Raw genomic sequence first — 20198 nt, 5'->3', positions numbered from 1 at the left:
TTCAGATAAGGATGAAGATCAGCGCGAGGCAAGCGAAGATCGCCCACTTTTCCAGGTAGTAGCGCGTGCGGTTGCGCTTTTTGAGCTCCTTGCCGCGCAAACGGATCTTGTACAAGCGGGTAAAAGCGCGGTTGAGGCCGCCGGTCTTGTCGCCTTCATCATTGGGCGAACCCGCAGCGGCCATTACATTGCGGCTGAACCAGCGGTTGAACGCGGCTGCCCAGCGGTATTTCATCGGCCGCTCGATGTCGCAGAACAGAATGATGCGGTTGTGCGCCGTGGTGTTTTCCGCGTAGTGGATGTAAGTCTCGTCGAACATCACCGGCTCGCCGTCGCGCCAGTAATAGCTCTCGCCGTCCACATTGATGTAGCAACCCGGATCGTTTGGGGTATCCAGCCCCAGGTGATAGCGGTAGGAGCCCGCATAGGGGTCACGGTGACGCACCAGTTTGGAGCCCGGCGGCAGCTCGGCGAACATTGCAGCCTTGATCGAGCCGATGCTTTGCACCAGTTCGGTGGTGCGCGGGCACAGCTTCATTGCCGAAGGATGGCTGTCGCCGTACCACTTCAGATAGAAGCGCTTCCAGCCGGACTTGAAGAACGAGTTGAAGCCCACGTCATTGTATTGCTCCGAACGCTTGATCTCTCCGGCGCGCATCAGGTTCTGGGCTTCCTGGCGGATTTCTTCCCAGTGCGCCTGCAATGGGCTCAGGTCCGGAAAATCGCTGGGCGACAGATAGGGGCGGCTGGGTTGCTTGGAGAACAGATAAAGGAAGCAGTTGATCGGCGCCAGGAACGTCGAGTGATCGCTGAGCTGGCGACCCAACTTGTGTCGCACCCGGCCACGCAAATGTACATACGCGATGGAGGCAACGTAGAGAGCAACAATGATGAGTTTCAAGGGATTCGTCACACGTCAGGGAGAGAACAGGCTGCTCCTGCGGGCCCACAACGGCCGAGGATGGATAAGCAGCACCTGAAATCACAATTCACATACAGGCGACACGACCGGCAGGATGACCTTCCGATGTGTGACCATTGGCCGTTATTTAGCCATACTTTGTAACCAAAGGTTAACTAAGAATTGTGAAAAGCTGTCCACTGAGTGTGTTGGGGAGGTTGTGCCGGCGGGGCCCCAGGACCCGCCGGCCAGAGACGTCGCTACGGCTTAAAGCTGATCGTCCTTACGTTCGCGGCGTGAAAAACTGCTGTCTTCCAATGCCGAATACGGTACCGCACCACGCTGGGTAAACATGAGGTGGCGGACCAGCGCGACCATCAGCCCGAGCAATAACCCGCCCACCAGGCTCAACGCAATGACCAGAGCTTTTTTCGGTTTGATCGGTGCCAGAGGCTCCTGGGCGCGACGGTCAATTGTCACCAGCTTCAGGTTGCTCATGTCGATGTTCAAACCACGCAACCTGGCGACTTCGGCGCGAAGCGGCTCGACGTCCTGCAGGAAGATGTCTTCATTGCCACGTTTGCGCAGCACTTCAACTTCGCGGTTGGCGTCCAACAGCTGGAGTTCCTTGCCAATTTCGGCAATACGCGGATTGGTGAAGTCATCGCTGGTGCGCTTTTGCAGCGCGGCGCGCTCGGCCTCCAGGGCCTCAGTACCCATGAAGTACAGCGGAATCTTCTGATTGTTGACTTCGGTGCGCATCACCTGGCTCGAGCCGGTTCGCGCGGAGTCGGCCATGGAGGATGGCGTGGTCGGTGTTTTGATCCCCATGGACTGAGCGATGCCGATGGCTTCAGCCAATTCCGCCAGGCGGTTGGTCCGCTCCATTTTCATCTGCAAGCGCAGGGCGCTGAGTTCGTCCTGCAATTGGGCACGCTTGAGACGGTCCGCCTCGAGCAACTTGGCGATTTTCGATTCCTTTTCGGTGTCGTAGTTGGCCCGGGCCGCGTCGATCTTGCCCTTGAGCTCGGACAAGCGGTTATTCACGATCACCTTGAGGTCGGCGCCGACCTGCTGGCGCTCTGCGGCAATGGCGTAGTCGACAAACCCGTTGAGAATTTTCACCCCATCAACATCGGTCGGGTACTGCAATTCCAGACGGATGTAGTTGCTCAGCGAGTCGGACTTCTTCGGGTCCGGCAGGATGAGGTTGACCGAGTTTCGATTGAAGGCTTCAAAACTCTGTTCCAGGGTTTGCCCTGGTTTCTGAAACGCCTTGAACAATTCCTCGTGATCCTTGAAGAACCCAAGGCGAGCCTCGTAGGAGTCCAACTGCGCGCCCACTTTTAGCAACGCATCGGCGGGCGGCAATTTATACACTTCAGAGCGGTTCAACGCGTCCAGCTCGTTGATCGCCGCAGGCCGTAGCACGCTGCTGACCTCGTAGGTCTTGGGCGCCAGGAAGGCATACCCCGCGCCTAAAACTCCCGCCAGAATCGTACACCCCACGATCAGCTTTTTTTGTCGCCAGATGGCGTGAAACAATTCAAACAGATCAATTTCATCAGACGCTGGCGGGGAAGTACGATTCAAAATAAGCACACCTTAATTAATACTAAAAGGCCATCACTCGAAGAAGTCCTAAGGCTTCAAATCAGGGACAACGCCCTGAGCACGGCGGAAGGATGGCAATCTGACTACTGAGTCTGACGAAAAATCCCGCGTATTTAAGGATTATTTCTGCTTTATGTCGATGTGTAGCCAAAAAGATATTTTGATGTGGGATTAATCACGCTACAAGCGTAGCTAATACAACATGAAAATGCTGTCAAATAGCTGTCCCATAAAGAAAAAATCCCGCCACCTGAAAGCACTGCCCCTGTGCGGATACAATCCCCCTCCCCCCTTCAGCAAAAGGAAGTTGCATGTCATCCCCTTCAGTCACGGATTACCACGCCCTGCAAGGTGCCTGGGAGCAAACCGCCCTGGAAGACAACGGCGTACTCAACCCTGCCGATGCACATAGCGCGCCAGGTGCCATCACCAGGATCAGCGGGGACACGTTTGAAGTCGTCACGGTCGAGGGCGACCTCTTGCTGGCGGGGCGTTTTGTCCTGGACGCCGACACCACGCCCAAGAGCATTACCTGGGTGGACGCCATCGGCGCGGACGCCGGCAAGTCGCTACCGGCCAGCTACCGGCTCGAAGGTGATCATTTTGTATTTATCGCTGCCGATGAAGGCATGCCCCGGCCCACCGTGTTCAGTACCGGCCCGGGGCAAACCATGCGCACCTTCGTGCGCCGGGCATGAACGACGCCCTTATCCGCTTTGATCACGGCATTTTCACGAGGCCTTCACGTTCCGGCCTATAGGGTGAGGCCTACCTACTCCAGTGATTCCCTTGGCCCGCCGTTATGTGCGGGCTTTTTTTTGCGCGCAGAAAAACGCCCTGGGCCAGCGCGAAACTTATCGCCAAGTGCGCAGGTCACTAGCCCAACGCGTGTCCGGCCCCTGGACTGCACTCTGGAAGGTTGCATCGTGGCCCATCACTCAGACCTGCGCACTGCCTTGTCCCTGGACAGCCTGAATTTCTTCCTCGCGGATGTGCGCGACGGCCTGGGGCCGTACCTGGCGATTTATCTGCTGGCGGTCCATCAATGGGACCCGGCCAGCATTGGCGTGGTCATGACCCTGGCGGGCATTGCCGCGCTGATCACCCAAGGTCCGGCAGGCGCATTGATCGACCGTACCCGCAGCAAACGCGCGGTGATTGCACTTGCCGCGCTGCTGGTCACGCTCAGTTGCCTGACGCTGCCCTTCGTCAGTTCGTTTGGCTGGGTGGCGCTGACCCAGGCCGCCAGCGCCATCGCCGCGTCGGTGTTCGCCCCGGCGATTTCCGCGATTTCCCTTGGCATCACCGGGCCGCGTGCGTTTACCCGGCGGACCGGGCGCAACGAAACCTTCAATCACGCCGGTAACGCCGTGGCAGCACTGCTGGCCGGGGGTTTGGCCTATCTGTTCGGGCCGGTGGTGGTGTTTTACCTGATGGCGTTTATGGCCGTCGCCAGTGTCATCGCGGTCGGTTGCGTGCCGGGCAAGGCGATCGACCATGAGGTGGCCCGGGGCTTCGACCCCGCGCATCATACTGACCATGAGCAGCCCTCGGGCCTGAACGTCTTGCTCGCCAACCGCCCCTTGTTGCTGTTCGCCATTTGCTGTGCGCTGTTTCACCTCGCCAATGCCGCGATGCTGCCGTTGGTCAGCCAGAAGCTGTCGCAGATCAATCTGCAGATGGCCACCCCGTTGACCTCGGCCTGCATCGTCGCCGCGCAACTGGTGATGGTGCCGACGGCGATGCTGGTGGGAGCCAAGGCCGACCTCTGGGGGCGCAAGCCGCTGCTGCTGGCCGGCTTCATGATTCTGCCGTTGCGCGGCGTGCTTTATACCCTGTCCAGCGACCCCTACTGGCTGGTTGCCGTGCAGATGCTCGACGGTATCGGCGCGGGCATTTTCGGCGCGCTGTTCCCCGTGATCGTCAAGGACCTGACCCAAGGCACCGGCCGCTTCAATGTCAGCCTCGGCGCGCTGTCCACGGTATTTGGCCTGGGCGCGGCGCTGAGCAGCAGCCTGGCAGGCTTCGTGGTGCAAATAGCCGGCTACAACGCCGCCTTCCTGACCCTGGCCGGGGTGGCGGCCGTCGCGTTGCTGCTGGTAGGGCTGGCCATGCCCGAGACACTGGCAAAACCATCCTTCGCTCGCCATACACCTGTCGCCTGACATATGCGACAATGCGCGCCAAATTCCAACACACATTCCAGATTTTGCGCTCAGCGACCGGGTTTCGCGCCTCGATGTCGCTGTTGACGCATGCCTGAAGGCTCCTGCCGTCACGCTCGCAACCCATTGATAGGTAAAGTAATTGATCTCCACAGCTAACATCACCATGCAGTTCGGCGCCAAGCCGCTCTTCGAGAACGTCTCGGTCAAGTTCGGCGCCGGCAACCGCTATGGTTTGATCGGTGCCAACGGTTGCGGCAAGTCGACCTTCATGAAAATCCTCGGCGGCGACCTCGAACCGTCCGGCGGCCAGGTCATGCTCGAGCCGAACGTGCGCCTGGGCAAGCTGCGCCAGGACCAGTTCGCCTACGAAGAATTCACCGTGCTCGACACCGTGATCATGGGCCACGAAGAGCTGTGGAAGGTCAAGGCCGAACGCGACCGCATCTACTCGCTGCCGGAAATGAGCGAAGAAGACGGCATGGCCGTGGCCGAGCTGGAAACCGAGTTCGCCGAGATGGACGGCTACACCGCCGAATCCCGCGCCGGTGAGCTGCTGCTGGGCCTGGGGATTCCCCTGGAACAGCATTTCGGCCCGATGAGCGAAGTGTCGCCCGGCTGGAAGCTGCGCGTATTGCTCGCCCAGGCGCTGTTCTCCGACCCGGAAGTGCTGTTGCTCGACGAACCGACCAACCACTTGGACATCAACACTATTCGCTGGCTGGAAAACATCCTGACCCAGCGCTCCAGCCTGATGATCATCATCTCTCACGACCGTCACTTCCTGAACAGCGTGTGCACCCACATGGCTGACCTGGACTACGGCGAGCTGCGCCTGTTCCCGGGTAACTACGACGAGTACATGACCGTGGCGACCCAGTCCCGCGAGCAACTGCTGTCGGACAACGCCAAGAAGAAGGCGCAGATCTCCGAGCTGCAGTCCTTCGTCAGCCGCTTCTCGGCCAACGCCTCGAAAGCCAAGCAGGCCACTTCCCGCGCCAAGGCGATCGACAAGATCCAACTGGCCGAGGTCAAGCCTTCGAGCCGTGTGAGCCCGTTCATCCGTTTCGAACAGAACAAAAAGCTGCACCGCCAGGCGGTCATGGTCGAGAAGATGGCCAAAGGTTTTGACGGCAAGCCGTTGTTCAAAGACTTCAGCTTCCAGGTTGAAGCCGGCGAGCGCGTGGCGATCATCGGCCCGAACGGTATTGGCAAGACCACCCTGCTGCGCACCCTGGTCAACGAACTGACCCCGGACGCCGGCAGCATCAAGTGGACCGACGCTGCGGAACTGGGCTACTACGCCCAGGACCATGCCCATGACTTCGAAGACGACCTCACCCTGTTCGACTGGATGGGCCAGTGGACCCAGGGCGAGCAGATGATTCGTGGCACATTGGGCCGCATGCTGTTCTCCAACGACGAAATCCAGAAGTCGGTAAAAGTGATCTCCGGTGGTGAACAAGGCCGCATGCTGTTCGGCAAGCTGATCCTGCAAAAGCCGAACGTGCTGATCATGGACGAACCGACCAACCACTTGGACATGGAATCCATCGAAGCGCTGAACCTGGCGCTGGAGAACTACCCGGGCACGCTGATCTTCGTCAGCCACGACCGCGAGTTCGTATCGTCCCTGGCTACCCGCATCATCGAGTTGAGCGCAGACGGCGTGATCGACTTCAGCGGCACCTATGACGACTACCTGCGTAGCCAGGGTGTGGTGTTCTAAGAACAGCGCATAGCTGCCGGGCCAAACAGGTTCCAATGTGGGAGGGGGCTTGCCCCCGATGGCGGTGTATCAGTCACCTATGAGTAGGCTGAACCACCGCTATCGGGGCAAGCCCCCCTCCCACATTGAACAACGCAGTGGCATCATGACCGCACCGCCCGCCAGCGAACGAGTTCACATGCCTGCCGCCCCCTCCTCCCTGTCGATCACCCTGCAGATCGTCTCCATCGTCTTCTACACCTTCATTGCGTTTATCTGCATCGGCCTGCCGATTGCGGTAATTCCAGGCTATGTTCACGAACACCTGGGCTACAGCGCCGTGGTGGCCGGGGCCACCATTGGTTCGCAATACCTCGCCACCTTGCTCAGCCGGCCGATGGCCGGGCGCATGTCGGACAACGTCGGCACCAAGCGCGCCATTGTGCTGGGCCTGGCCGGCATCCTGATCAGTGGCGTGCTGACGTTTATCGCGGTGCTGCTGGCGGACCTGCCGGCGCTGAGCCTGACCATCCTGATCGCCGGTCGGCTGTTGCTGGGCGTGGCCCAGGGCTTGATTGGCGTGGGCACCATCAGTTGGTGCATGGGCGCGGTCGGCACCGAACACACGGCCCGGTCGATTTCCTGGAACGGTATCGCTTCCTACGGCGCCATCGCCATTGGCGCGCCGCTGGGGGTGGTGATGGTGGCCGACTATGGCTTCGCCAGCCTGGGCCTGGCGCTGACAGGGCTGGCCGCGCTGGGCCTGGTGCTGATCCGCAACAAACCGTCGGTGCCGGTGGTGCGCGGCGAACGCCTGCCGTTCTGGGCGGTGTTCGGACGTATCGCTCCGTTTGGCGCCAGCCTGTGCCTGGCCTCGATTGGCTACGGCACGCTGACCACCTTTATCACCTTGTACTACCTCAATCGCGGCTGGACCGGCGCAGCGTACTGCCTGACGGTATTTGGCGTGTGTTTTATCGCGTCGCGCCTGGTGTTCATTTCCGCCATTAGCCGCGTGGGCGGTTTCACCGCCGCCATCGCCTGCATGCTCATCGAGACCCTGGGCCTTACGCTGTTGTGGCTGGCGCCGTCGACCGGCGTGGCGTTGATTGGCGCGGGGTTGACCGGCTTTGGCTTATCACTGGTGTACCCGGCGCTCGGGGTCGAGGCTATCAAGCGCGTGCCAGACAGTAGCCGTGGCGCCGGGCTGAGTGCGTATGCGGTGTTTTTCGACCTGGCCCTGGCGATTGCCGGCCCGTTGATGGGCGCGGTGGCGCTGAACCTCGGCTATGGCTGGATATTCTTCTGCGCGGCGCTGCTGTCAGTCACGGCGCTGGCACTGACCGTGCTGCTCAAGCGTCGCGCTTACTGATCGGCCGTCTGTAACCCGGCACGGGTGGCCTCGCCGAGGGTGTGACTGAAAAAGCGCCCGGCCTCGGAGACCAGATCGCGATGGATGCCCTCACGGTCAACCCCGTCGGCATCGGTGCAGATGGCCGGCATCGTCGCCAATTGGTCGCTGTCGCACGGCGCCATGAACACGAAGTGCCCTGCCCCGGCCAACAGTTTGAAGTCCGGCGGCTCCGGCAGTTTGCGCGCCAAGGCGGCGGCGTTCTTGTCCACCGCCACCAATTTGTCGCCATCGCCGCTGTAGAGCAGCACCGGTACGTGCACGTCAGCCAGGGTGTGGCGACCAAACATCAGGCTCAGCGGCGCCATCAGCATCAGGGCATGGATGCGCGGGTCGGCCTGGGGTTGCAAGTCGTCACGGTCGACGACCAGTTCGCCTTTGGTGGTGCAGGCGTCACGGTCCTCCGGGCGCTGCTGGCAATAGCGGCGCAAACGCTCGAAATCCGGCTTGGCCCCCGCCAGGATCAGCGCAGTTTCACCGCCGGCCGAATAGCCGATCACGCCCACCTGGTCGATGTCGACGAAGGGCGACAGCATCGGGTCGTCCAGCGTCGCGGTGATTGCCTGGGAAATCTGGATCGGCCGGCCATACAGATTGCTCACGGTGCCCAGGCGGCTGTGATCCTTGTAGTTGTCGCCGGGGTGCAGCACCGCCACCACCACAAAGCCCTTGCGCGCCAGCGAGGTGGCCAGGTCATGCAGGGCCAGCGGCGTACCGGTATTGCCGTGCGACAACATCAGCATCGGGAAACGGCCGATGGCAACCTTGGCGTCTTCGCCGGCAGCCACATGGTAGGCGCCCAGCGTCGTGGTGTGCTCGGTGTCGGTGGAGGGGTAGAACGCAATGGCCTTCATCGGCTGCGAATCCAGCGGGTCCAGGACGCTCATGCGATGAAAGCCCACACTCCAATGCGGGTGCGGCGCAGGCGCGGCGTGCACTGAAAGCAGGCCGCCGCACAGGGAAAGAACCAAAACAGCACAGAGACGCATCATGGGGATGTCCACCTTTGCTGCGTGAGAACCGGCATGCCGTATGAAAATTCCGGGGTAGTGAACCCAAGCGTGCATAACCTGGGCCATAAATGCAAAAACTCCATACTCCGCTCGCGCTCAGGGGCGAACAGAATACAGAGTTTAGACTCCCGGCTTCAGATTGAAACCGGGGGCGACGAACATTTACACAAGCCTTACGCAGCGGCGAACAAGTGCTCGCTGATCAGCACGTTGGCGTCGCTCAAGGCTTTGCTGCGCACTTCGTCGCCGTAGGCCAGGCCTTCAGCACGTACGATTTCGATATCAGTGATGCCGAGAAAGCCGAACAGCAACGTCAAGTAGCCTTCATGGGCGGCACCGGACGCCTGGCCGGCATGCAGGCCGCCGGCGGTGGAGACGATGATGACTTTCTTGTTGCCGCACAGGCCTTCAGGGCCAGCCTCGGTGTAGCGGAAGGTCTGGCCGGCGACCGCGATGCGGTCGATCCAGGCTTTGAGCTGGGTCGGGATAGTGAAGTTGTACATCGGTGCGCCCACCACCACGGCATCGGCGGCGAGGAATTCAGCCAGCGACGATGCGCTCAGTTCGGCTTCATGCTTTTGCGCAGCATCGCGCAGTTCGGCAGCGGTGCCCAATGCCCCCAGGGTGGCGCCGGAGAAGTGGTTGATGCCTTCACTGGCGAGGTCACGGTAAGTCACTTCCACGCCCGGCTCGGCGGCCTGCCATGCCTTGACCACGCCGGCGCTGAGCTGACGGGAAGCGGAGTTGTCGCCGAGGATGCTGGAATCGATATGCAACAGTTTCATGGTGGATCTCCGAGGGTGGGATCGGCAGGGGGCGATCAGATGGTGTTGATGCTACGCATCCAACCAATAGTCGATAAGCCATCTGGAATGCGATAGATTGTCCCACTGACAGGACAATAGGCTGACCATGCAAGACCTCAACGACCTCTACTATTTCGCCAAAGTCGTCGAAGCCGGCGGTTTCGCCGCCGCCGGCCGGCTGCTGGGGATTCCCAAATCGCGCCTGTCGCGGCGCATTGCCGAGCTGGAGGAACGCCTGGGCGCGCGCCTGCTGCAACGCACCACCCGGCAACTGACCCTGACCGCCGTCGGCGAGCGCTACCTGCGCCACTGCCAGGCGATGTTGCTGGAAGCAGAGATGGCCGATGAGGCCGTGGCCAGCATGTCCACCGAGCCCCGTGGGCGTCTGCGGGTCACTTGCCCGGTCGGCCTGGCCCAACAGATCCTGCCGGAACTGGTGGCCGGCTTTCTCGCCGCCCACCCCCTGGTGCAACTGGACATGACCCTGGTCAACCGCCGCGTCGACCTGGTGGGCGAAGGGATCGACGTAGCCTTGCGCGTGCGCGAACTGGGCGACGAAGACCCGTTGCTGGTCACCAAACGCCTGCGCCAGGCGCAGACCGTGCTGGTGGCCAGCCCGGCACTGCTGCGTGATCGACAGGTCGACAGCCTGGACGACCTCAGGCAATTACCGATAATGGGCGCACTCGAGGCGGACCGCATGGTGCACCAGCGCATCATCGACCCGCAGGGCAACGCTCACGAGCTGGTCATGGAGGCGCGCCTGGGCATCGAAGACTTTATCGTACGCAAGACCAGCGCGCTCATGGGCGTGGGCTTCACGGTGCTGCCGATGATGTATTGCGAAGAGGAACTGGCCAGCGGCCGACTGGTGCAGCTGCTGCCGCAATGGTCGTTGCCCGGCGGCTGGCTGCAGGCCGTGTATCCGCACCGGCGCGGCGTGCTGCCGGCCATTCGCGCCTGGATCGACTACCTGGAAGAAGGTTTCAAAGGCTGTGGAGATCGCCTGCTATGAGCATGACCGAAGCGCAAGTCGCGCAATTCTGCATGAGCCTGCCGGGCGCACGCGAGGACTACAAATGGGGCGGCGTACGGGTATTCTCGATTGCCGGCAACAAGATGTTCGCGCTGCAGAACCTGCGCGGCGACTCGCTGGCGTTCAAGGTCGACAAGGAACTGTTCCTCGGCCACGTCGACCGCCCAGGCATCCACCCGGCGCCGTACCTGGCACGCGCGCAATGGATCATCATGAACACGCCCTACCCGCTGGCGCCCGAGGAACTGCGTGGCTTGTTGCAGCGCTCCCACCAATTGGTGGTGAGCAAGCTGCCCAAGCGCACGCAGGTGGGGTTGTTGCTATAGAACCGACAGCAGCGTGCCGCCGAGAAACAGCTGGTCCAGCCAGAACACCTGGTGCAGCAGCACGATCACCCAGAACAGCACCTGGTAAGACACCTTGCGCGTCTTGTGCCGGAACACCTGCTGGGCGATCAACGCCCCCGGCCAACCGCCCGCCAACTCGACGGCGTGCAGGATGTTTTCCGGGATGCGCCGGCCCTCGGTCTGGGCCTTGCGCTTGTCACTCCAGTACAGAAAGAACGCCACCACGCTGACTACCCCGTAGGCGGCCAACGGCATGACCGTTTCGCCGCGCTGCCACAATAGCGCCGCACCCAGCAACGGAGCGGCGCACAGCACTAGCAGGACCAACGCCTTCAGGCGCGGATGCTGAATGCTCATGGCTTGACGGCGGTCCAGTCGATCCAGCCGAATTGCCAGGTCGCCAGGATCACCAGGCCGAACGCGATCCGGTACCAGGCAAAGGCCGCGTAGCTGTGGTTGGCAATAAATTTGAGCAGGCCCTTGACCGCGATCATCGCGAAGATGAACGAGGTGACAAAGCCGATGGCGAACACCGGCAGGTCCGCCGGCTGGAACAGGTCGCGGTATTTGTAGCCCGAGTACAGCGCTGCACCGACCATGGTCGGCATGGCCAGGAAGAATGAAAACTCGGTGGCGGTCTTGCGCGACAGGCCGAACAGCAGGCCGCCGATAATCGTCGCACCGGAGCGCGAAGTGCCTGGAATCATCGCCAGGCACTGGGCGACGCCGACCTTGAGCGCGTCTTTCCAGGTGATGTCGCCCACGGTTTCGGCATGAACGGCATGTTGGCGACGTTCAGCCCACAACATGACCACGCCGCCCACCACCAGGGCCGTGGCCACAGTGATCGGGTTGAACAGGTAATGCTTGATCAGGTCAGCGAAAATCACCCCCAGCACCACCGCCGGCAACACGGCAATGATCAGGTTCACGGTGAAGCGCTGGGCGTTGCGCTGAGTGGGCAAGCCGATGACCACGTCGAGGATCTTGCGGCGAAATTCCCAGACCACGGCCAGGATCGCGCCCAGCTGGATAATGATATTGAATGCCTCGAAACGCTCGCCGCCGAAGTTGATCAGGTCGGCGACGATGATCTGGTGGCCGGTGCTGGAGATCGGCAGGAACTCCGTCAGCCCCTCGACCACGCCAAGAATCAATGCCTGTATGGCAGTCCAAAAATCCATGCTTTCTCCAAAGGTCACGCGCCTGGCATGCCTCTTATGTTTTTTAAGTTCACTGACAACGAGCGCGCTGCAGCGCCCGGCATCGATTCTCAATGCCGGACTGCAAAAATTCCGTGAAAAATCAGGCAGTACTCAGGTTTTTCGATTACGGGCCGAAAGCCTATCAGACAAGCCGAAAAAGTCGATGCAACACCCACAATTATAAAAGGCACGGAGTGACAGGACGATGAACAGTTTGCGCAATATGTCGATCAGCCGACGTCTCTGGCTGATCCTGGTAGTCGCCGTGCTGATGCTGCTGACCTTGGGCGCGTTGATGCTCAAACAGATCCATGACGACCTCTACCAGGCCAAACGTCAACAGACCCAGCATGTGGTGCAAACCGCTAGCGGCGTGTTGGGCTACTACCAGAACCTGGAAAAAACCGGGGCACTCACCCGCGAAGCGGCGCAGCAGCAAGCCCTGAGCGCTGTGCGCGGCCTGCGTTACGACCACGACGATTACTTCTGGATCAACGACCTCACCCCCGTGATGATCATGCACGCGGCCAATCCCAAGCTGGACGGCCAGAACCTCTCGGCGATCCGCGATCCGGACGGGTTTGCGGTGTTCAACGAGTTCGTAAGCCTGGCCAAGGCCAAGGGCGCCGGCATTGTCAATTACCGCTGGCCGAAACCGGGGGCCGATGCGCCGGTGCAGAAAACCTCCTACATCCAGTTGTTCGCACCCTGGGGCTGGATTATCGGCTCGGGCGTCTACGTGGACGACGTGCAGGCCGAGTTCACCGTCCAGGTGTGGAAAGCCTCGGCCATCGGCCTGGGCATCGCGCTGATCATGGCCCTGCTGGTGCTGTTGATCGCGCGCAGCATCCTGCAACCGTTGCAGGCGGCGGTGAATGCCATGGGCAACATCGCCAGCGGTGAAAGCGACCTGACCCGCAGCCTCGATACCCACGGACGCGACGAGGTCACCCAACTGTCCCAGCACTTCAATACCTTCACCGCCAAATTGCGCCAGGTGGTCGGCCAATTGCAGGTGTGCGCCAACGCCCTGGGCGAGTCGTCCACCGAGTTGGGCCACAACGCCAGCCAGGCCCACGACCGCAGCCAGCAGCAGTCGCAACAGATGGAACTGGTGGCCACCGCGATAAATGAAGTCACCTACGGCGTGCAGGACGTGGCCAAGAACGCCGAGCACGCCGCCAGCGAAATGCGCGACGCCCAGGCCCAGGCGCAACAAGGCCAGGTCAACATCGACGGCAGTTTGCAGCAGATCGACCAGCTCTCCAGCACCATCAGCCAGGCCGTGGAGGTTATCCGCACCCTGTCCAGCGAGAGCACGCAGATCGGCGGCGTGCTGGAAGTGATTCGTTCAATTGCCGACCAAACCAATTTGCTCGCCCTCAATGCCGCCATCGAGGCCGCACGCGCCGGCGAGCAGGGTCGTGGGTTTGCCGTGGTGGCCGATGAGGTACGGTTGCTGGCCCAGCGCACGCAGAAATCCACGGCTGAGATCCAGGCGATGATCGAGCGGTTGCAGGGCCATTCGGAAGCGGCGGTCAAGGTCATCAGCGACAGCCACAGCGCCTCGCAACTGACCATCGAACAAGCCGGCCTGGCCGGTGCAAGCCTCAGTGCCATCGGCCAGGCGCTGCATAATCTCAACGGCCTGAACGCCTCGATTGCCAGTGCCACCCTGCAACAGGCCCATGTGGTGGAAGACATCAACCAGAACGTCACCCAGGCGGCCGGCTTATCCCACAGCACCGCGCTGGCGGCTGAACAGTCGAGCGTGGCGAGCGCGCAACTGCGCGGCTTGAGTGAGCAGCTTGACGGGCTCTTGCGCCAGTTCAAAGTCTGACGCCCATGTCATGAGCACCCTGTGGGAGTGGGCAAGCCCTCTCTTATCAAACAAAAAATAACTCATTGTTTTTGCTCTTAATTTCAAGCCGCTTTAACCAGCTGCATTCCTAACTTACGCGCCTTGCGCTCCAAGGCGCGCATCTGCCGGTCGCGGCTTTTTTCTTCAAACTCCTCGATTCCTTTTTCAACGTACGGTTGACCTTTAGTCAGCATCGCGTAAATCAGCCGGGCCAGTTGATGCGCTGTCGCCTTGATTGCGCAGCAAGTATCCATTCGGGTTAGGCGCGCCCGATGGCTTGCTCCGATAAAGCTTTTATCATTGCGTGCGATAGAAGCGGCTTGCTTTAAAGCCTGTGCAGCTCGGTTAATCACTTTTAGAGATTTCCCGGGCAAGGGTTTTCCTCCCGAAATTCGCGTTGGCGGCGCGAGGCCCAGCCAGGAACAGAAGTGCTGTGAGGTCGGAAACCGTGACAAGTCCGATCCCAATTCGCTAGCCAAAACCAACGCCGTATCGATGCCGATAGTAGGAATTGCGGTTAAATCTACCCCCATCACCTTATTCAGCGCTCGATGCAGGGTCAATTGCTGCTCAGTGGAGCGGTGTGGGTTGCGCAGCGTTTTAGCTGGGAGCACGACCTCGTCTTGAAGAACAGGCAACCGTTCAAGTGCAAAGGCGATGGCTTGGTCGCATTCACCAATCTGTTTTTCAAGGAAGTCGTAAGCCGCCAGTTCCTGACTCAGTGCATGCAAATGCTCAGCTCGCCAGTTACCCCGCAAACTTCGGGCGACAGTGGCCTGGTCGGCTTTGACGCGCTTGTCTCTGAGCATGGCAAGTACTTCGGGGTCACGTTCTCCATCAACGATTGCCCGCAAAATACTCATGCCTGTCACCCCGGCAATGTTGCTGATGACTTGAGCCAGTTGGATGTTCATCTGGACCAAAGCCTTTTGCATCCGGTTGAGGGCCTTGGCTTGGTCGCGGACCTTATTGCCACGCTGACGGACCAGTGAGCGCAGTGAACACACATCGTCCGAGGGCCGAAAAGCGCCTCGCAGCAGACCGTGCGTCATGAGCTGAAGGATCCACTGACAATCCAGTACGTCGGACTTGCGGCCGGTTATTTGCCGAGTCGCACGGGAATTCACGAGATAGACTTCAAACCCCCGTCTATCGAGTATTTCAAAGAGCGGGATCCAATAAACTCCGGTCGCCTCCATCGCCACCACCTTGACGCCCATGGATTCAAACCAATCGGCCATGGCATGCAAATCATCGGTGAAGGTTGAAAACCGCTTAACCGGATCATCGCATTTGGTCGGATCAACAGCGGCTAAATGCTCACTGCCGCCCACATCAACCGCAGCGCAGTCCGGATGGATAACCTCAAAACGCTTTTGGTTCTTGCGCGTCATGACAATTCCTCGCAGGATTGAACGACGCGGGCGGGGTACACGGTGGCGAGCGGATTCACTCTCTTATACGTGGTCACAGCTTTGCTGTGCCGACAATGACTCCACGCCGATACCGTGCAGGCCACTCTCCCACTCGGGTGCTGTCACACCAGTGTTGGCTACGGCCTTTGCCCCGCACGCGTTCTTCAACCTTACGATGAACCAGTTTGATGCGCGACAGCGCTACGTCGAAGACTTAGTGGGACCTCCCACATTTTTTTACTGCATCAAACCAGGATCATTGTTGGGTCAATTGAGTCCACAACGCTGGCGCACCGGCTGCCTTGGCGATCGCGTCCAATCGTGCGGCATGCTCGGCCAGATCCTGCTCGCTGGCACGGATGATAGCCGTAGGCCTGCGATCAGCCGGCAGGCGACGGATCTCCGAGGGACGATTGCCCGAGCCTTCCGCCGAACCGTTGCCATCGGAGGCATTACCGGCCAGCGACAGGCTGGTCTGCCCACCGGTCATGGCCAGGTAGACCTCAGCCAGAATCTCGGAGTCGAGCAAGGCGCCGTGCAGTTCACGGCCGGAGTTGTCCACGCCGTAACGTTTGCACAAGGCATCGAGGCTGTTGCGTTGGCCCGGGTGACGCTCGCGGGCCATCATCAAGGTGTCGAGGATCGAGCAGTGCTGGGAAATATCCGCTCGATCCACCTGCCCCATCAGGGAAAATTCATTATTGATGAAGCCTACGTCGAACGCCGCGTTATGAATGATCAGTTGGGCGCCGTTGATGAACTCGAAAAACTCATCGGCCACTTCGGCAAAGCGCGGCTTGCCCTTGAGGAACTCGTCGGTGATGCCGTGGACGCCGATCGCGCCTTCGTCACTGTCGCGGTCCGGTTGCAGGTAGACGTGAAAGTGACGACCGGTCAGACGGCGGCCCATCAGTTCGACACAGCCGATTTCGATGATCCGGTGACCATCGGTCACCGGCATGCCGGTGGTTTCGGTATCGAGTACAACGGATCGGATGGCCATCAGGGTTCAGCTCTCAACGGTGTGGGGTGAGTCAAAGGGCGCGATGTTAACACGTCAGCAGGCTTCAGCTCTGCTTGTAGCCGCGCACTTCATCCACGCCCCTGTTGGCGAGTTGGTCGGCCCGTTCATTGCCGGGATGACCGATATGCCCACGCACCCATTTCCAGGTGATGTCATGCCGGTTGCATTGCTCATCGAGCAATTGCCACAGGTCGGCATTCTTGACCGGTTCCTTGGACGCCGTTTTCCAGCCGCGCTTCTTCCAGTTGACCATCCACTCGTTGATGCCCTTCATCACATATTGCGAATCGGTCACCAGCAGGACGTTGCAGCGCCGCTTGAGCTCTTCCAGGCCGCGAATGGCGCCCATCAGCTCCATGCGGTTGTTGGTGGTGTTGGCTTCGCCGCCCCACATCTCCTTCTCCACGCCCTTGCACACCAGCAATGCGCCCCAGCCGCCGGGGCCGGGGTTGCCCTTGCAGGCGCCATCGGTGAAGAGTTCTACGCTATCGGTCATCGGTTATTGAGCCTGAATCAAAAGAGGTTTTACGGTTCGCGCTGTTCGCGGTTGACCTTGGCCAGGGGCATCGGCACCAGCTTGGCGAGCGGTTCGCGGCGCACTTGCTGCACCGGCCGCAGCCCGACCGCGATCTTGCGCGCCACTAATAAATAGAAGCCCCCACCCGACAGTTGCCAGGCACCTGCGCGGCGTTCCCAGCCGGCGAGGCGCCCCTGCCATTTGGCGGACGCAAGCGGCGGACGATAGCACCCGAAGCGGCGTTTCTCCAGCGCGAAGCCCAGCAGGTTCAGCCAGTCGCCCACCCGTGAAGGTGCGATGCAGCGCGCCTGGCGCAGGCCGTCCTGGGCAAACGCGTGACGCAGGCCCCAACTGCTCCAGGGGTTGATGCCGACAATCAGCAAATGGCCACCGGGACGCACGCTGCTGGCGGCTTCGCGCAACAAGCCATGGGGAGACAGGCAAAAATCCAGGCCGTGCTGCAACACCACCACATCAGCGGCGTGTTCGCTCAACGGCCAGGCCTGCTCCTCGCAGACGATTTCCACGCCCGGCAACGGCGCCCCCAGGCGTACATTGCGTTGTACCTGCGGTGCGCACGGCGGCGTTTCGGCCGACGGGCCGTAATGCACCAGATAGCCACCAAAGAACCGGCCCAGCTCGTCATCGAGCATGCGCCGCTCTTCATCCAGCAGAAATTGCCCAAGCGGCCCGGACAACCATTCGCGGGCTGCACCGATCAGGGCCAGCCACTCAGGATCGGCCTGGGCGAACGCTTTATCAGTCATTGCATTCTCCAACTCGCCTAGACGTTCTAAGATGCACCAATGTGTTCAGCTTGGCGAATCGAAGAATGATACAGATCAGTGCCCTGCCCGCCTTCACCGATAACTACATCTGGTTGTTACAGGATGAGCAAACCCACCGTTGCGCCGTGGTCGACCCCGGTGACGCCGCGCCGGTGCTCGCCTGGCTCAAGCAGAACCCGGCCTGGACCCTCAGCGATATCCTGGTCACCCACCATCACCATGACCACGTCGGCGGCGTCGAGCAACTCAAGGCGGTCACCGGCGCCAGGGTGTATGGCCCCGCGAACGAGAAAATCCCGGCACGGGACGTCGACTTGCAGGACAACGACCGCATCACCGTGCTCGGCTGGGATTTCGATGTGTATGCAGTGCCCGGCCACACCCTTGGCCACATCGCTTATTACCATCAAGGCGTGCTGCTGTGTGGCGACACCCTGTTTGCCGGCGGTTGCGGTCGCCTGTTCGAAGGCACGCCGCAACAGATGCACGCGTCCCTGGAACGCCTGGCTGCCCTGCCTGCCGATACCTTGGTGTACTGCACCCACGAATACACACAAAGTAACCTCAAGTTTGCCCAAGCCGTGGAACCGCATAATGCCGACATCGCTGAACGAGTGGCAGAAGTCGCTCAATTGCGCGCCCGTGGCGAGATGACGCTGCCGTCCAACCTGGCCCTGGAAAAACGCACCAACCCTTTTCTACGCACCTCTGAAACATCCGTTAAACAAAAAGCGGACGAACGGAACGGACGCGACAACCGCTCTGGGGCCGAGGTGTTTGCTAGCTTGAGGGCTTGGAAAGATAAGTTCTAAGCGGACGCAATCTGATACGTAATTTCTGAATGGTTGACCGGAACCGAAGCGCTTTCTAGAATCGCCCGACATTTTTGCCCGGAACTTACTTCCAGCCAATGTCGTCATCTATTCGTAAATCCATTTCTTCAGACGCATTGACCCGCCTGGCTCAAGCCGTGGCGGTGGCCGTTTCCGCAACTCTGGCGGGCTGCCAATCGACTCATTACGCTGCACAATCCACCGTGCAACCCAAACCCAATCTTGCTGCCAAGATCAAGCAAAAACCTATTTGGCTCTCAGAGAAGCCTAGCCCCGAAGTGCCCCAGGATGTCTGGGAACGCATGCGTCGGGGCTTTCAATTGCAGGACGGCGTAGGGGTCAACCCGCGCATCGAGCAACAACGCCTGTGGTTCGCCAGCAACCCGTCCTTCCTGGAGAACGCCGGCGAACGCGGCAGCCTCTACATTCATTACATCGTCGAGCGCCTTGAAGAACGCAACATGCCCCTGGAGCTGGCGCTGCTGCCAGTGATTGAAAGTGCCTACAACCCGATGGCCTATTCGCGCAGCGATGCGGTCGGCTTGTGGCAGTTCATTCCGTCCACCGGGCGCTACTTCAACCTGCGCCAGACCCGCGCCTACGACGGTCGCCGCGATATCACCGCCTCCACCACCGCCGCACTGGACTACCTGACGCGTCTGCATGACATGTTCAACGGCGACTGGCTGCTGGCCCTGGCGGCCTACAATGCCGGTGAAGGCACGGTGAGCCGTGCCATCGAGCGCAACGAGAAGCTCGGCCTGCCGACGGACTACTGGAACCTGCCGCTGCCCCAGGAAACCAAGGACTACGTGCCCAAATTCCTGGCGTTGTCCCAGGTGGTGCTGGCCCCCGAGGCGTATGGCGTCAACCTCAACCCGATTGCCAACACGCCGTATTTCGAAGTGGTTGAAGTCAAGCAAAGCATGGACCTGTCCCGGGTCGCCGCGCTGGCGGAAATCGATGAAGACGAGCTGTTCCAGCTCAACCCGGCCCTGAAACAACGCACCACCCTGGACGGCCCCCAGCATTTGCTGGTGCCCACCTCCAAGGCGCAACTGCTCACCAGCACCCTGTCGACGATGAAGCCGGAAGAATTGTTGAGCATGCGCCCGAAAAAGCCGGTGTTCGACGAAGTCGAGACCAAGGCGGTGGCCGGGCGTACCCGCAGCTACAAGGTGCGCACTGGCGACAACCTCACGCTGATCGCCAAGGCCAACAAGGTCGATGTGCATGACCTGCAGCGCTGGAACAAGCTCAACGGCCAGGCGCTCAAGGTCGGCCAGACCCTGGTGATGCAGGACACGCGTAAAGCCGCCGCGACCAAACCGGTGCAGTACAAGGTCAAGAAAGGCGACTCGCTGTACATGGTCGCCAAGCGCTTCAACGTCGAGATGCAACATCTCAAGCGTTGGAACCCACGCACCGGCCAGGCGTTGAAGCCTGGGCAGATGCTGGTGGTTTCCGGGCCAAGATAAAGGCCTGAAGTACGCCGGGGAACCTAATGTGGGAGGGGGCTTGCTCCCGATAGCGGTGGGTCAGTTAGCCTATGTA

At 60.6% G+C, this 20198-nt stretch carries 19 protein-coding genes; 9 read left to right on the top strand and 10 right to left on the bottom strand.

What is annotated here, in order from left to right:
- Window position 1: 1 nt before the first annotated feature.
- Complete coding sequence (gene lpxO / locus C4J89_RS12970) at window positions 2–901, bottom strand: lipid A hydroxylase LpxO (protein WP_124362741.1); 900 nt, start codon at window positions 899–901, stop codon at window positions 2–4.
- A gap of 267 nt (window positions 902–1168) precedes the next feature.
- A complete protein-coding gene (locus C4J89_RS12965) occupies window positions 1169–2494 on the bottom strand; it encodes a Wzz/FepE/Etk N-terminal domain-containing protein (protein ID WP_124414635.1) in 1326 nt (441 codons plus the stop codon).
- A 332-nt stretch (window positions 2495–2826) separates the two neighbouring features.
- On the opposite strand from C4J89_RS12965, the gene C4J89_RS12960 reads away from it, so the two are divergent.
- The 4 genes from C4J89_RS12960 (at window position 2827) to C4J89_RS12945 (ending at window position 7760) form a co-directional block, all read left to right on the top strand.
- Window positions 2827–3213, top strand: coding sequence for a TIGR03067 domain-containing protein (locus tag C4J89_RS12960; protein ID WP_124362739.1), 387 nt, complete (start codon window positions 2827–2829; stop codon window positions 3211–3213).
- Between the two features lie 228 nt (window positions 3214–3441).
- Entirely contained in the window at window positions 3442–4680 is a 1239-nt protein-coding gene (locus C4J89_RS12955; protein ID WP_124414634.1) for an MFS transporter, read from the top strand.
- Window positions 4681–4822: 142 nt separating this feature from the next.
- Window positions 4823–6409 (top strand): ABC-F family ATPase, encoded by a 1587-nt coding sequence (locus C4J89_RS12950; protein ID WP_124362737.1) that lies wholly within the window; start codon window positions 4823–4825, stop codon window positions 6407–6409.
- 178 nt (window positions 6410–6587) lie between these two features.
- A complete protein-coding gene (locus C4J89_RS12945) occupies window positions 6588–7760 on the top strand; it encodes an MFS transporter (RefSeq protein ID WP_124414633.1) in 1173 nt (390 codons plus the stop codon).
- On the opposite strand, the gene C4J89_RS12940 is transcribed toward C4J89_RS12945, so the two are convergent.
- On the bottom strand, window positions 7754–8791 hold the full coding sequence (locus tag C4J89_RS12940; RefSeq protein ID WP_124366929.1) for a dienelactone hydrolase: 1038 nt from the start codon (window positions 8789–8791) through the stop codon (window positions 7754–7756). The two genes, C4J89_RS12945 and C4J89_RS12940, sit on opposite strands and share 7 nt — an antisense overlap.
- Window positions 8792–8985: 194 nt before the next feature.
- Window positions 8986–9597 (bottom strand): FMN-dependent NADH-azoreductase, encoded by a 612-nt coding sequence (locus C4J89_RS12935; protein WP_124414632.1) that lies wholly within the window; start codon window positions 9595–9597, stop codon window positions 8986–8988.
- A 127-nt stretch (window positions 9598–9724) separates the two neighbouring features.
- Here C4J89_RS12935 and C4J89_RS12930 point away from each other — a divergent pair, with 127 nt between their 5' ends.
- Complete coding sequence (locus C4J89_RS12930) at window positions 9725–10633, top strand: LysR substrate-binding domain-containing protein (RefSeq protein ID WP_124404091.1); 909 nt, start codon at window positions 9725–9727, stop codon at window positions 10631–10633.
- A complete protein-coding gene (locus tag C4J89_RS12925) occupies window positions 10630–10980 on the top strand; it encodes an MmcQ/YjbR family DNA-binding protein (protein WP_124414631.1) in 351 nt (116 codons plus the stop codon). The genes C4J89_RS12930 and C4J89_RS12925 overlap by 4 nt, the downstream gene beginning before the upstream one ends.
- Here the strand turns inward: C4J89_RS12925 and C4J89_RS12920 are convergent.
- Complete coding sequence (locus C4J89_RS12920) at window positions 10975–11358, bottom strand: DUF1294 domain-containing protein (protein ID WP_124414630.1); 384 nt, start codon at window positions 11356–11358, stop codon at window positions 10975–10977. The genes C4J89_RS12925 and C4J89_RS12920 overlap by 6 nt on opposite strands.
- Entirely contained in the window at window positions 11355–12185 is an 831-nt protein-coding gene (locus C4J89_RS12915; protein ID WP_124414629.1) for an undecaprenyl-diphosphate phosphatase, read from the bottom strand. Before C4J89_RS12915 ends, C4J89_RS12920 begins: the two co-directional genes overlap by 4 nt.
- Window positions 12186–12411: 226 nt before the next feature.
- Here C4J89_RS12915 and C4J89_RS12910 point away from each other — a divergent pair, with 226 nt between their 5' ends.
- Window positions 12412–14046 (top strand): methyl-accepting chemotaxis protein, encoded by a 1635-nt coding sequence (locus C4J89_RS12910; RefSeq protein WP_124414628.1) that lies wholly within the window; start codon window positions 12412–12414, stop codon window positions 14044–14046.
- Between the two features lie 83 nt (window positions 14047–14129).
- Here the strand turns inward: C4J89_RS12910 and C4J89_RS12905 are convergent, their stop codons facing one another.
- The 4 genes from C4J89_RS12905 to C4J89_RS12890 all read right to left on the bottom strand — a co-directional run bounded on the left by C4J89_RS12905 (window position 14130) and on the right by C4J89_RS12890 (window position 17790).
- Window positions 14130–15461 (bottom strand): IS110 family transposase, encoded by a 1332-nt coding sequence (locus tag C4J89_RS12905; protein ID WP_124414627.1) that lies wholly within the window; start codon window positions 15459–15461, stop codon window positions 14130–14132.
- A gap of 277 nt (window positions 15462–15738) precedes the next feature.
- Window positions 15739–16479, bottom strand: a complete 741-nt coding sequence (gene dnaQ / locus C4J89_RS12900) for a DNA polymerase III subunit epsilon (protein WP_164487612.1) — start codon at window positions 16477–16479, stop codon at window positions 15739–15741.
- Window positions 16480–16549: 70 nt separating this feature from the next.
- Window positions 16550–17002 carry a ribonuclease HI gene (gene rnhA, locus C4J89_RS12895; RefSeq protein ID WP_124414625.1) on the bottom strand — a complete coding sequence of 151 codons (453 nt, stop codon included), beginning with the start codon at window positions 17000–17002 and terminating at the stop codon, window positions 16550–16552.
- 29 nt (window positions 17003–17031) lie between these two features.
- On the bottom strand, window positions 17032–17790 hold the full coding sequence (locus C4J89_RS12890) for a class I SAM-dependent methyltransferase (protein ID WP_124362727.1): 759 nt from the start codon (window positions 17788–17790) through the stop codon (window positions 17032–17034).
- Window positions 17791–17855: 65 nt separating this feature from the next.
- Here C4J89_RS12890 and gloB point away from each other — a divergent pair, with 65 nt between their 5' ends.
- Window positions 17856–18623, top strand: a complete 768-nt coding sequence (gene gloB, locus C4J89_RS12885) for a hydroxyacylglutathione hydrolase (RefSeq protein ID WP_124414624.1) — start codon at window positions 17856–17858, stop codon at window positions 18621–18623.
- Window positions 18624–18721: 98 nt separating this feature from the next.
- Window positions 18722–20122: a transglycosylase SLT domain-containing protein gene (locus C4J89_RS12880; protein ID WP_124362725.1), complete on the top strand. Its 1401-nt coding sequence runs from the start codon at window positions 18722–18724 to the stop codon at window positions 20120–20122.
- Window positions 20123–20198: the final 76 nt, after the last annotated feature.

The sequence above is a fragment of the Pseudomonas sp. R4-35-07 genome, from assembly GCF_003852235.1.
Taxonomy (GTDB): domain Bacteria; phylum Pseudomonadota; class Gammaproteobacteria; order Pseudomonadales; family Pseudomonadaceae; genus Aquipseudomonas.
The sequence above is the reverse complement of the archived record's forward strand: the minus strand, read 5'-3'. Positions and strand labels throughout refer to the sequence as shown.

Excerpts from the sequence above, each read along its gene's own strand:
- C4J89_RS12960 (WP_124362739.1), top strand. The coding sequence starts at position 2,827 with ATGTCATCCCCTTCAGTCACGGATTACCACGCCCTGCAAGGTGCCTGG.
- C4J89_RS12945 (WP_124414633.1), top strand. The coding sequence starts at position 6,588 with ATGCCTGCCGCCCCCTCCTCCCTGTCGATCACCCTGCAGATCGTCTCC.
- C4J89_RS12940 (WP_124366929.1), bottom strand. The coding sequence starts at position 8,791 with ATGATGCGTCTCTGTGCTGTTTTGGTTCTTTCCCTGTGCGGCGGCCTG.
- C4J89_RS12935 (WP_124414632.1), bottom strand. The coding sequence starts at position 9,597 with ATGAAACTGTTGCATATCGATTCCAGCATCCTCGGCGACAACTCCGCT.
- C4J89_RS12930 (WP_124404091.1), top strand. The coding sequence starts at position 9,725 with ATGCAAGACCTCAACGACCTCTACTATTTCGCCAAAGTCGTCGAAGCC.
- C4J89_RS12925 (WP_124414631.1), top strand. The coding sequence starts at position 10,630 with ATGAGCATGACCGAAGCGCAAGTCGCGCAATTCTGCATGAGCCTGCCG.
- C4J89_RS12920 (WP_124414630.1), bottom strand. The coding sequence starts at position 11,358 with ATGAGCATTCAGCATCCGCGCCTGAAGGCGTTGGTCCTGCTAGTGCTG.
- C4J89_RS12915 (WP_124414629.1), bottom strand. The coding sequence starts at position 12,185 with ATGGATTTTTGGACTGCCATACAGGCATTGATTCTTGGCGTGGTCGAG.
- C4J89_RS12910 (WP_124414628.1), top strand. The coding sequence starts at position 12,412 with ATGAACAGTTTGCGCAATATGTCGATCAGCCGACGTCTCTGGCTGATC.
- C4J89_RS12905 (WP_124414627.1), bottom strand. The coding sequence starts at position 15,461 with ATGACGCGCAAGAACCAAAAGCGTTTTGAGGTTATCCATCCGGACTGC.
- rnhA (WP_124414625.1), bottom strand. The coding sequence starts at position 17,002 with ATGACCGATAGCGTAGAACTCTTCACCGATGGCGCCTGCAAGGGCAAC.
- C4J89_RS12890 (WP_124362727.1), bottom strand. The coding sequence starts at position 17,790 with ATGACTGATAAAGCGTTCGCCCAGGCCGATCCTGAGTGGCTGGCCCTG.
- gloB (WP_124414624.1), top strand. The coding sequence starts at position 17,856 with ATGATACAGATCAGTGCCCTGCCCGCCTTCACCGATAACTACATCTGG.
- C4J89_RS12880 (WP_124362725.1), top strand. The coding sequence starts at position 18,722 with ATGTCGTCATCTATTCGTAAATCCATTTCTTCAGACGCATTGACCCGC.